Here is a 10776-nt window from a genome sequence, read left to right on the forward strand (position 1 = left end):
CAGAGACTTGAGTGGCGATCATCGGCTGTCTCCCATCGTTATTGCAAGTGCTTCTCATGAGTATCATACTGCTTCTTGCCGCTGGGCTAAACCCCATCCGGCTGTGCTGAGGATCCCCGTCTGCTGAAGACGGTCTTTCTCAAAAAGCAGCAGGGATCCCCATTTTGCCGGTAGGCTGAGGCCCATCCCAACCTAACCTCCAACGCGAGGCATCTTTGAGATTTTTATCTCTTCATCTCTAGATGCACGGAGGTCGGTCGGCTTTCCTCAGCGCACTGTGGGATGCTCCCAGGTGTCTTGAGGATGACAAGGCTTCGGCTTTGTCCAGGTCGGCGGGACAGATCCCTTTGGCCGAGTTGCCGGAACTGCTGTCGCAAACCAGGAACTTGGGTAAGATGAGGGCAGCATCGACAGCCCTTCTCTTCCTTCCTCTACCGAGTTTCTGCTTGCGCATTTGGCTGCTTCTCTCTCCAGAGTATTTCCTGGAAAGAGGCCGCCTTTCCTATGTGTATTCTTTGTTAGGTGAGGAGGAAGATTGAGAGACTTCACTGATCGTGCTCCGCACGGCGCAGAGCCGCAGCATGTCGGTAGGATAGAGTCCTTGGGATCTTCGCCAGGCTTGACCGGAATTGCACCCTCACCTGAGATGATGGGGCCAGTGCTGCAGATAACCGGCAAGCAGACCCTAAGTGGCCACATCCCCATTGGCGGGGCGAAAAACTCTGCCTTGGCGCTGATGGCCGGGGCCATCTTGGCTCCTGAGGCTTGTCGAATTCACAATGTGCCCCGTCTGCTGGACATTGAACGCATGGGACAGATCCTGGCCACGCTGGGAGTTAAGGTTTCCCATGTTGGCAATACCCTCGACCTGGATGCCAGCTCCCTGAAAACCTCTCAAGCTCCCTATGAATTGGTCAGCCAGTTGCGGGCCAGCTTTTTCATAATAGGGCCTCTGTTGGCGCGGCTGGGGGTGGCCAGAGTTCCCTTGCCCGGCGGCTGTGCGATCGGGTCTCGTCCTGTGGATCTGCATGTGCGGGGTCTACAAGCCTTGGGGGCGACGGTACAAATCGAGCATGGGGTGGTTCATGCCTATGCCCGTAAACTGTTGGGAACCCGTATTTACCTGGACTATCCCAGCGTCGGTGCCACCGAGACCTTGATGATGGCCGCTACGCTGGCGGATGGAGAAACGGTGATCGAGAACGCCGCCCAAGAGCCGGAGGTGGCGGATCTAGCCCGTTTTTGTCAAGCCATGGGGGCCCGCATTCGCGGTGTCGGCACCAATACGGTTGTGGTGGTAGGGGTGCCCCGCTTGCATGGAACAGAGTACACGGTCATTCCCGACCGCATCGAGGCCAGCACCTATCTCATTGCCGGGGCCATTACCCGCTCTCACCTCACGGTTGGCCCTGTCATTCCCGATCATCTGCGGGCGGTGATCGCCAAGTTGCAAGCGATGGGGCTGCGGGTGGAAGAGGAAGGCCCAAACCGGCTGCGCATTGCCCCGGCTCAACTGAGCTCAGGCTGGCTGTGTCAGGCAACCGATATTCAAACGCTGCCCTATCCTGGTTTCCCCACCGATGTGCAGGCGCCGATCATGGCTTTGGCCGCCTTGAGCGAGGGCAGTTGCACCATTGAGGAGACAGTGTTTGAAAACCGCATGCACCACATTCCCGAGCTGAATCGCATGGGAGCCGATATTCGCCTGAAGAACCGAGTGGCCCTGATCCGAGGGGTGCCGTCCCTTTCCGGCGCTCCGGTGGTGGCTACCGACCTGCGGGCGGGTGCGGCCCTGGTGTTGGCCGGTCTGGCGGCTGAAGGCTGCTCCACGATCCACGGATTGCACTACATCGACCGGGGCTACGAAGCCATTGATGAAAAGCTGCGCAGTGTCGGGGCCAAGGTGTACCGCAGCGAAAGCCCGACAGCGCAATTGGGGAAATGAGCCGTTTCACCGCCGTTTGAAGTTTGAAGAAATCGTTGCATCTCTCCCTGCCTATCGCCTGGCCACAATGCGCGGCGACCGCTTGCTGGGTGAGCTTTCCAGCCATGTTGCAAGTATCGAGTCGTCCGGTGGCTCAACGCAGTCGGGTTGAGTATCTTAGTTCAGCGGTGGTGGGGAGGCAAAGCATGGGGGTCCTGCCAGGCAGCAAACGACGCTGGATAAGATGGGCTGCCGGTGTGCTGGCAGCGGGAGCAGCTCTGGGTGGGGCCGTCTGGGGCTTCTACACCTCATCCTGGGCAGAAACCGCGGAGGTGGCCTCTGCACCAGAAGACAGGGATCCGGCGCAACTGCCTCAAACTTCCACAGTGGCCTTTCTGCAAGCCTATGCAGCGCTACAGGCCGGCCAAGCGCAATCTGCCTTGAAGCATTTGCAGGGGCTGGAAGAGAGCCTGCCGGTTCTGAGGGAAGAGATTTGGAAGCTCAGGGCCCAAGCCTATGAACAGTTGCAGGACAAGGAAACAGCCCAAGGGATCTGGTGGCCCAAGATTTTGCAGGAATATCCCCACAGCCCTGTCGCTGCCTATGCCCTCTGGGGGATGGACCAGGTGGATCGGCTGCGGCAGCAATTTCCCACCCATCCGCTGACCGGACGTGCCCTCAAGCATTTGCTGGAGCTGGATCCCGACCGCTATGACCTGCTGCGGGATTTGGCCCAACATCACCCGCAAACCCCTGGGCTAACGCCGTTGCTGGATCGCTGGCGGCAGGCTCAAGAGGGATCCCTCACGGCTTCCGACTGGCAGATCCTCGCCGATGCCTACTGGGAGCAACGGGAGTACGGCAAAGCTGCCCGGGCCTATGGACGTGCCCCCGCCACCTCTCAGAACCTCTACCGCTGGGGTCGCAGCCACCAGATCTCGCGGGAGTTTCCTCAGGCCAGAGCGGCTTACCAAGCGCTGCTGGCACAGTTCCCCGATGGGCCAGAGGCTTCCCTCACCCGTCGCCGTTTGGCGGAACTGAGCGACCTGCCGACGGCAATTGAACTCCTCCGACAGGTGGGATCCGGCTCAGATAAAGAAGCTCCAGAGGCGTTGCTTAGCCTCAGCCAGCTTTACGATCGCAACGCCAGCCCCCAATCGGCCCAAGCCACCCGGCAAGCCCTTTGGGATCGCTTTCCGGCCAGCGAAGCTGCGGCCAACGCCGCCTGGACGGTGGCCTGGAGCCAAGCACAAGCAGGCAATCTCAGCCAAGCCATCGCCCTGGCCCAACAGATCGGATCTGCTCAGCGGGATACAGAAATGGGGGCACAACTGCTCTACTGGGCGGGCAAATGGCGGGAACAGCAGGGGGATGTGGCGGCAGCTCGGCAGACCTATCGGCAGGTACTGCGTCAGTTTCCCCACACCTACTACGGCTGGCGGTCGGCAGTGCAACTGGGCTGGCCGGTGGGGGATTTCTACAGCGGGCGCAAAAGAGTGGAGGTGGATTTTCAGCCGGTGCGCCAACCGTTGCCAGGGGTCTCTGCAGTTACGCAAACCCTGCATTTGATGGGAGCCAGCCAACTGGCCTGGGAACGCTGGCAGGGCGAAACTCCGGTGCAGCGGGATCCCCGCCAGATGAGCGTTGCCGAGCGCTTTGTCACGGGCATTTTGCGCAACAGCGCCGGAGATCACCTGCGGGGCATTAACCAGGTGGCTGCTTTGCGCTTCAGCGAAGAGCCGGATCCCCTGCTGGAGACGTTGAGGCAGCGCCAAGATTTCTGGCAGGCCATCTATCCGCTGCACTACTATGCGGGCCCCGACAATTCCTGGAGCGGGGATCCCTACGCCCAACCCGGCTTGGCCCACTGGTCACGGCAATTTAACCTCAATCCTTTGATGGTGGCGGCTTTGATCCGGCAGGAATCCCGCTTTGAGCCAGAGATCGTCTCGGCCTCGGGGGCTTTGGGCTTGATGCAGGTGATGCCCGCTACTGGCCGCTGGATTGCCCAGCAGATCGGCCTGGCCCAGTACAGCCTCACCAACCCCGCCGACAATCTCTACCTGGGATCCTGGTACTTCGACTACACCCACCGCACCTATCAAGACAACACCTTGCTGGCCCTGGCCAGCTACAATGGTGGCCCCGGCAACGTGGCCAGATGGCTGAACCGCTTTGGCTTCGAGGATCCGGATGTGTTTGTGGAGCAGATCCCCTTCCCCGAAACTCGGGGCTATGTGAAGTCCGTGTTTGGCAACTACTGGAACTACTGGCAGCTCTACACTCAGGAGGGGCGCACCTTGGTCAGCCAGCGCTTGCATAACCCCTCGTCTTCTTCGTGATCTCTGGTTTTGTCGCGGAAGTGCTGCCGTAGAGGGAGCGGGCTTTTCCCCCGACAGAGCACAGTATTCTGTGAGAGTTACAGTGATTCCAAGGTTTACTTAACAGTGCCGTTCGCGCCGGCAGGACAGAGTTTTGGAGTTCTATGGTCTCTGGGTCTGAACAACAGGAGAGCGTTCGCGTTAGCAGCGCGGAGCACCATCAGGGGGCGGCAGAAAAGCAGACTGCCCGACAGGAATTGGCCGTGGATTTTATTCGCCATGGCATAGCCGAGGAACCCCGGCCAGAAGTCGAGGATGCCTTTCGGGCCCTTACAGACGAAGGTCGCAAGCGTTGCCGCAAGGTTGCCCGCCAGCTCAAGAACATGGGCTGGAGGTGGGATCTCCTGCTCACCAGTCCCTTGGTGAGGGCTCGACAGACCGCTGAGATCTTTTTGGACGAGAACCTGGCCGAAGCTGTGGAGGTGTTTGAGCCGCTGGCTCCGGGGGGCAGTTTTGCTGACCTGGTGCGCTGGCAAGCAGAGCGGGAACCTCTGGCGTCTTTGGCTCTGGTCGGTCACCAGCCGGATCTGAGCCTGTGGGTGCAAACGGCCATTGGGCTGAACCCGGCCCATGCCGACGCGATCACCCTCAAAAAAGCGGGCCTAGCCCAAGTGCGCTTTGCCGAAGGCCGGATTGACTACCGCCAGGGATCCCTGACTTTGTTGCTCTCCCCCAAGGTGGTGTTGCGCTGAGAAGCTGCCGGCAAGTTCGGCTCATCACAAACGCCCAACGGGTCAGCCAGAAGTTGTGCCTACAGCCCCCAGCTTCAGCGCCGAGAGGAGGTCAGCCGCTCGCCCAGCAATTGCACACAATAGGCCGCCAGCCCCAACCCCACCATGGCAAACATGAAGGCAATCAGGGAAACGGAACCGACCAGCAGGTAGCGCACCAGAATGCTGATTCCACGGGCCAACGATCCAATCTCCACATCGATCGGCGGCAACTTGGCCAACATCGAGAGCAGCAGTTGAAAAAAACCGTAGCCCAGACTGACGGCAATGGTGGCCCCCAAGAGGGCACTGAAAGGGTTGGGGGATCCCTGGGGCGAGGCGGAAGACATGGGGCAGCACCGGAAAACTCACCTTTATTCTAGGCTGCAGGTACAATGTGGAAGTTTCTTTTCTTTCCGGCAAGCCTAGGGGTTATGGAGAGCGGATCGGGAGTGGGATCCCACTACGAAGTTTTGGGCGTTTCCGTGGGGGCGACGGCGGAGGAGATCAAGTCCGCCTACCGTCGTTTGGTCAAGTATCACCATCCCGATAGCCTGCTGGCCAAAAAAGATCGGGCCACCGCTGAGCGCATCCGCCAGATCAACGCTGCCTACGCGGTGCTCAAGGATCCCCAATCTCGCCGCGAATACGATCGGCAACTGCACTCCAGCCGCACCTCACCCCGCCCCCAGCCGACGGGATCCCCCCGTGAAACCGTCAGCCACGAAGCCATCGCCCGTGCAGCCTGGATCCGACAGGTCTACACCCCTCTAAACCGAGTGTTGGGGCCCTTGTTGTCTTCCCTAAAGCCTCAGTTGAATGCTTTGGCGGCGGATCCCTTTGATCCCGACCTGTTGGAGTCCTTCGCCACCTATTTGGAAGAGTGTAGCCAGAAACTGGCCCAAGCCCAGCAGATCTTTGGCCGCCTCCCCAATCCCAGCAGCCTGGGGGGAGTGGCTTCTCGCCTCTACTACGCCCTCAACCACCTAGAGGACGCTCTAGAGGAGCTGCAGTATTTCCCCCTGAACTTCGACGATCGCCACCTGCACACCGGACAAGAGCTGTTTCGCCGGGCAAGAGGGCTGCGCCTGGAAGCCATGGAAGCTTACGCCAAGAGTTCACCCTAGGCCAGAGCGGGATCCCCCTCTGGGCAGAGCGGGGCGGGGATCATAGGGGATAGGGATGTACTGTACAGAAGGACGGCCCATGGTGGCCTGCGGGTACAAGTCCATCAGGGCATAGATTTGGGGTGGCAACTCGGTAGAAATGGGCAGGCCCAACCTTTGGGCTTCTTCGGCGGTGATGGGGTAGTCGTGGGTAACTTGTCCGCTGGTTAGGTACTGGATGAGGGGCTCGATGCGTTCGGGGGCAATTTTGCGCTTGGGCACATCGTCCTTCAGGAGATCCCGCACGAAGTTCTGTACCTGTTGCATCGCTTTGCGGGCCAGATCTGCCAGGATCAAGGTTTGGTCATCGATTTCGGCAATGGGTTTATCCGCCACCACCTGCAGAATACTGGCGGCAGCATACCCCCCCAACTGCGGATCCACCGGCCCCAGGACTGCATTGGCATCCATGACGATTTCATCGGCGGCCAGGGCCAGCATTGTCCCCCCCGACATGGCGTAGTGAGGCACGAAGACCGTCACTTTGGCCGGATGGCGGATCAGGGCGCGGGCAATTTGCTCCGTGGCCAGCACCAGGCCACCGGGGGTATGCAAAATCAAATCAATCGGGGTATTGGGTGGGGTAAGGCGAATTGCCCTCAACACCTGTTCGGAGTCCTCGATGCTGATGTAGCGGGAAACCGGGATCCCCAAAAAACTGATCGACTCCTGGCGGTGAATGAGCAGAATCACCCGGCTGCCCCGCTTTTGCTCCAACTCCCGAATGGCCATCAAGCGCCGGAACTCTTGGGCACGACGGTTCAGCAGAGGTTGCAAAGAGCTGAAGATCAGAAAAATCCAGAACAGGCTGCCCCAGTCCACTTTCACACCTCAAGTGGGATCCCTTTGACTCCAGCATAGGGGATCCAAAATCTTCGGCGATCCCTGAGCCTCATGAGTTGGGTTCAGACGCCGCAAAAAAGCGATCCAAAGCCTGCAGCAAATCCGGTACGGAAGCTTGGTCAATCCAGGATCGAATATAAGCCTGCTGCTCCGCCAAGTTTTCAATGCGGCCCAACTTTTGCATGGCCAAGTAGCGGGTTTCTGCCGCGGCGCGATTGGTTTGCAAGTCCAGCCGCTGCTCCGGGGTCAGCGGATACTCCGTTTGGGCCAGCAGGTAATCCGCCACCATCATGAACAGCAGAGGCCCCGCCAATTCCACCTGAGGCTCGGCTTCTGGCTCAGAATCGGCAGCAGCGAGATCTTGGAGATCTTGAAGGAGATCCTGCCCCAGTTGCAGCAGCTCTTCTGCCGAAGCCGCCCGCAGCACCGTCTCGGCAGTGGCCCGGAGCGGCTCTGGGGAAACCCTGTGGTGGATGGCCAATTCCGCCAGGGCCTGTTCCCATTGATCCCGTTGGGCTTGCACCACAGCCCGCTCTTCTGGGGAAAAGTCCAACCGCTCCAGCACCACCTCCAGAGCCACAGCCCCCACCAACAGAGGGGGAAAGCGCAGCACCGTAGAGGCAGATCCCGCCTGCTCCAAAAAGGTTTCCAAATCCGGGCCGGATCCCCTGTCCAGCAAGTCCTGCAAGTAGGCCAACACCTCTTGAGGCGAGGTCAACCTGAGGATCCCTCGCACCTGTGCCCGCAAGTCTGCCGGGATCCCAAGGAGCTGCACCTGGGCTTCGGCCCGCGCCTGTGCTTCTGCGATCAACTCCGGCAAATCCGCCGTCGCCTGACCGGCCTGCAGCAAAACCCGGCTGGAATCTCGCAACAGACTGGCCGCCTCCACAAACAGCAGCACCTGCGGGACTTGCAGCGTTGGCCAAACCATGCTAGCCAAGCTGTGGATCCGCAGGGGATCCCTCCGATTCTGGATTGGCTGGCGCAGCGGGGTGAGCTGAAGTGGGCTTGTGCCAGTGCAGACCAATCAGAGCATCGTACAAAAAGCCCCAAAACTCTCCCTTCTCCCAGATCCCCAGCGTTTGCTGGCAGTTGCGCGCGTCCAGCTCAGGTTTGGCTGCCCAGTAGGCTGCTTGGTATTTGTACCAGGGAACAGAAGGCCAGAGATGGTGGATCAGGTGATAGTTTTGCCCCAACAGCAGAATGTTGGTCAGCCATCCGGGATAGACGCGGGCATTGTACCACCGCTCTTGGGATTGAAAAGGGCGATGGGGCAGGTAGTCAAAAAACAAGCCCAGCAAGAACCCCATGATAAAGGCAGGGGGTAGCCAATAGTTCATGATGTAGTCGGTGTAGCCGAAGTAGCTGGCCAGACCAAAGGTCAGGATAACCACCAGCCGACTCAAGCCCCACTCCAGCAGATCCCAGCGACCTTTCCGCCAGAGCTGCCGCTTAAAGAAAAACACCTCATGGTAGAAAAACCGCGGCGCGATCAGCCACAGCGGCCCTCCCGTTGAGACATAGTGATCGGGATCGTCTTCAGGATGGTTGACGTGGGCATGATGCTGCATGTGTACCCGCTTAAAGACGGGATAGACAAAACCCTGTAACAGGGCAGAGCCGTGTCCGAGCGCCTCGTTCAGAAAGCGGTTGCGGTGGGCCGAGCCATGGGAAGCATCGTGAATCACCGTGCCCAAAACGTAGAGGGCCACAAAATTGAGCCAGAACACCATCCATTTGGGCCAGTGCCAAAAGGCGTACCCGCCAAAGCAAGAGGCCGAAAGCACCACCGCAGCCAAAAACATCAGCAAGGTGGGATTCCAAAATTCCGAGGGTGGCCCCAACAGCTCACGAGGCAATGCGAAGGGTTTGTGGGCCGATTCAGCAGTAGCAGCAACAGTCATCGGCAGCCATCCTTAGGTGGGCACAGTGCAGACGGGGAGGATGGGTCGAGGCAGCGCGTCCAAGTCATCACACCAAAAAGGGATCGAAGAGATAAGTTTGTTAACTTTCGTTAGTATACGGCAGAGACCTGCCCAGCTTCTCAGCCCAAGCCTCATTTTCCTATCAACCACAGCCCTGGGGGCACCTTCTTCTCCTACCTAGAGGATTCCTGCAGGATCCCGGCAATAGCAAACCGTCCCTGAAGCCGGAGAAAAGCCGTAGTGTGAGGTTCTGTTGCAGCCTCTGTTGCAATTCATGTGTAGATCGCCAGGGGATCCCATCCGGGGTTCAGCAGGAGCGGTAATCTAAGGGTCGGTCAACCTGAGTTGAGGACGAAAACCATGATGCCTGTTGTCGCGCCGCTGGCTTTGACCGCTCAAACCAGCCCCTGGTCCCCCCTGAGCGCCGTGATCATTCTGCTCTGCACAGGGCTGGCTTACCTGAGCTTCAAATCCTCCTCTGGAGTGGCCTCAGAGACTGGGCCGGTACTGGGAATGACCTGGCCAGAAGTCATCGGGGTTGCCAGTTTTGGCCACTTGCTGGGGGTGGGGGTCGTTTTGGGCCTCTCCAACATTGGCGTTCTTTAGGCTGACGCGAACGGAAGAGGGAACGCCTGGGGAAATAAGCACCGCTGTCGTGGAGGGACAACCCAACACAGTAAGTGCTGTCGCAGAACCAGGAACCAGAATCCCTTGCCTGTAGGCAGGGGGGTATGTCAAGTTTCTTGAACTTGGCCGGGATCCCTGCTTGGTGATGTTACACTCTATTTCGATTCTGAAAAAAGCAGTTCCTTCAGCCGCGTTTTCCCCTGAGGTTTGTTGCCATGTCAGCGATGATGCTCCTGGCCAGTTTGCCGGAAGGCTATGAATTGTTTGACCCGCTGATCGACATTTTGCCGATCATCCCTGTTCTGTTTTTCCTGCTGGCCTTTGTCTGGCAAGCGGCAGTGGGCTTCAAGTGAAGCCATCGCTCCTGCTGAGGTCTTGTCCGGAGGAAACTCAGGCAGAGCCGAGGTGCTTCCCCCCAGCTCCTCTCCCAGGTTGGGGGGTTTGTTGCTATACCCCGGCAAAAGCGACAAGCCGTCTTGTCACTGGTCAAAAACGTAAATGCCAATGACTCCCAAAACTGGGCCAGGGATCCGGCGCTAGGGTTCGCGGTCGAGGACACCGGTAATCCAGAGAACCCCTGCCAAGCAGACGAAGTGGGCAAACGTCACGTTGATGTTGGCGGCCAGCAGCAGCACTCCTGTCACCTGGTTGGCCTGGGTGCGGGAAAACATGCGCGCCAACAGCTCGCCCACTTGGGCTTCCATACCAATCAAAGCAAGGAAGGCCCCAATGAGGCTGACATAGGTGACCAACTGCAACTGCTTGGGCAAATCCAATTGGCTTAGGGCATCAGCAGAAGCTGAGCGGCGCTCCGCGTGGAGCAAGTAGCGCCAGTTGAAAAATAGACCGGCTGCCAGGGTGAGCAATGTAAACAAGGTGAACCAGAAGGCGATGACAGCCCCCAGCGAGTCATCTCGATAGACGGTATTTTGGCCGATTAAAAAGCCAAACCACAGCAGCAGCGCCGTCGCCCCCAAGATTGCCTGGAACCAAAACCCAAAGCGACGAGTCATGCGCAAGCGAGACTTCATCCGCTCGATAGCCGCCCGTACTGACGGCGACATGGGCTCGTTCATCTTTTTCCCCCGCTCGCCTGGATGAACACCAACGTTCGCTTCCAGCCTATCTTCATTCTCCGGCCCCAGTCACCAAATTTTCGGGCTGGAGGCCCGCACCATAGCCGCAGGCTTGGTGTCGGGA

The 10776-nt window shown here is 59.0% G+C and carries 12 protein-coding genes; 6 read left to right on the forward strand and 6 right to left on the reverse strand.

The genetic code is table 11. The features are described 5' to 3' along the window. Positions 1–63: 63 nt before the first annotated feature. Positions 64–186, reverse strand: coding sequence for a hypothetical protein (locus NW838_RS01715; protein ID WP_414357486.1), 123 nt, complete (start codon positions 184–186; stop codon positions 64–66). A gap of 460 nt (positions 187–646) precedes the next feature. Between NW838_RS01715 and murA the strand changes: the two genes are divergently transcribed. From murA to sixA, 3 genes are all read left to right on the forward strand, one after another. Further along, complete coding sequence (gene murA, locus NW838_RS01720) at positions 647–1945, forward strand: UDP-N-acetylglucosamine 1-carboxyvinyltransferase (RefSeq protein WP_414357494.1); 1299 nt, start codon at positions 647–649, stop codon at positions 1943–1945. Positions 1946–2130: 185 nt separating this feature from the next. Then, positions 2131–4266: a transglycosylase SLT domain-containing protein gene (locus tag NW838_RS01725; protein ID WP_414427382.1), complete on the forward strand. Its 2136-nt coding sequence runs from the start codon at positions 2131–2133 to the stop codon at positions 4264–4266. 143 nt (positions 4267–4409) lie between these two features. After that, positions 4410–4997, forward strand: coding sequence for a phosphohistidine phosphatase SixA (sixA, locus tag NW838_RS01730; protein WP_414357488.1), 588 nt, complete (start codon positions 4410–4412; stop codon positions 4995–4997). A 74-nt stretch (positions 4998–5071) separates the two neighbouring features. Here the strand turns inward: sixA and NW838_RS01735 are convergent, their stop codons facing one another. After that, a complete protein-coding gene (locus NW838_RS01735; protein WP_414427383.1) occupies positions 5072–5365 on the reverse strand; it encodes a DUF3082 domain-containing protein in 294 nt (97 codons plus the stop codon). Between the two features lie 84 nt (positions 5366–5449). On the opposite strand from NW838_RS01735, the gene NW838_RS01740 reads away from it, so the two are divergent. Continuing rightward, the gene (locus NW838_RS01740) at positions 5450–6142 is read left to right on the forward strand and encodes a J domain-containing protein (RefSeq protein ID WP_414357490.1); all 693 of its coding nucleotides are present in this window, start codon (positions 5450–5452) and stop codon (positions 6140–6142) included. Here NW838_RS01740 and NW838_RS01745 read toward each other — a convergent pair. The 3 genes from NW838_RS01745 to NW838_RS01755 all read right to left on the reverse strand — a co-directional run bounded on the left by NW838_RS01745 (position 6134) and on the right by NW838_RS01755 (position 8928). After that, positions 6134–7009, reverse strand: coding sequence for an SDH family Clp fold serine proteinase (locus tag NW838_RS01745; RefSeq protein WP_414357491.1), 876 nt, complete (start codon positions 7007–7009; stop codon positions 6134–6136). The two genes, NW838_RS01740 and NW838_RS01745, sit on opposite strands and share 9 nt — an antisense overlap. A gap of 64 nt (positions 7010–7073) precedes the next feature. Then, positions 7074–7955, reverse strand: a complete 882-nt coding sequence (locus NW838_RS01750) for a hypothetical protein (RefSeq protein WP_414427384.1) — start codon at positions 7953–7955, stop codon at positions 7074–7076. A 1-nt stretch (position 7956) separates the two neighbouring features. Further along, positions 7957–8928 (reverse strand): fatty acid desaturase, encoded by a 972-nt coding sequence (locus tag NW838_RS01755; RefSeq protein WP_414357492.1) that lies wholly within the window; start codon positions 8926–8928, stop codon positions 7957–7959. 381 nt (positions 8929–9309) lie between these two features. On the opposite strand from NW838_RS01755, the gene psaK reads away from it, so the two are divergent. Together psaK and NW838_RS01765 are read left to right on the forward strand one after the other, a co-directional pair. Beyond that, positions 9310–9555 carry a photosystem I reaction center subunit PsaK gene (gene psaK / locus NW838_RS01760; RefSeq protein ID WP_414332568.1) on the forward strand — a complete coding sequence of 82 codons (246 nt, stop codon included), beginning with the start codon at positions 9310–9312 and terminating at the stop codon, positions 9553–9555. Between the two features lie 236 nt (positions 9556–9791). Further along, positions 9792–9929 (forward strand): photosystem II reaction center protein K, encoded by a 138-nt coding sequence (locus tag NW838_RS01765; RefSeq protein ID WP_414350277.1) that lies wholly within the window; start codon positions 9792–9794, stop codon positions 9927–9929. Between the two features lie 183 nt (positions 9930–10112). On the opposite strand, the gene NW838_RS01770 is transcribed toward NW838_RS01765, so the two are convergent. Beyond that, the gene (locus NW838_RS01770; RefSeq protein ID WP_414332564.1) at positions 10113–10652 is read right to left on the reverse strand and encodes a DUF3611 family protein; all 540 of its coding nucleotides are present in this window, start codon (positions 10650–10652) and stop codon (positions 10113–10115) included. Positions 10653–10776 lie beyond the last annotated feature (124 nt).

Origin of the sequence: Synechococcus sp. R55.2, assembly GCF_047462075.1 — a bacterium.
Taxonomy (GTDB): domain Bacteria; phylum Cyanobacteriota; class Cyanobacteriia; order Thermostichales; family Thermostichaceae; genus Thermostichus.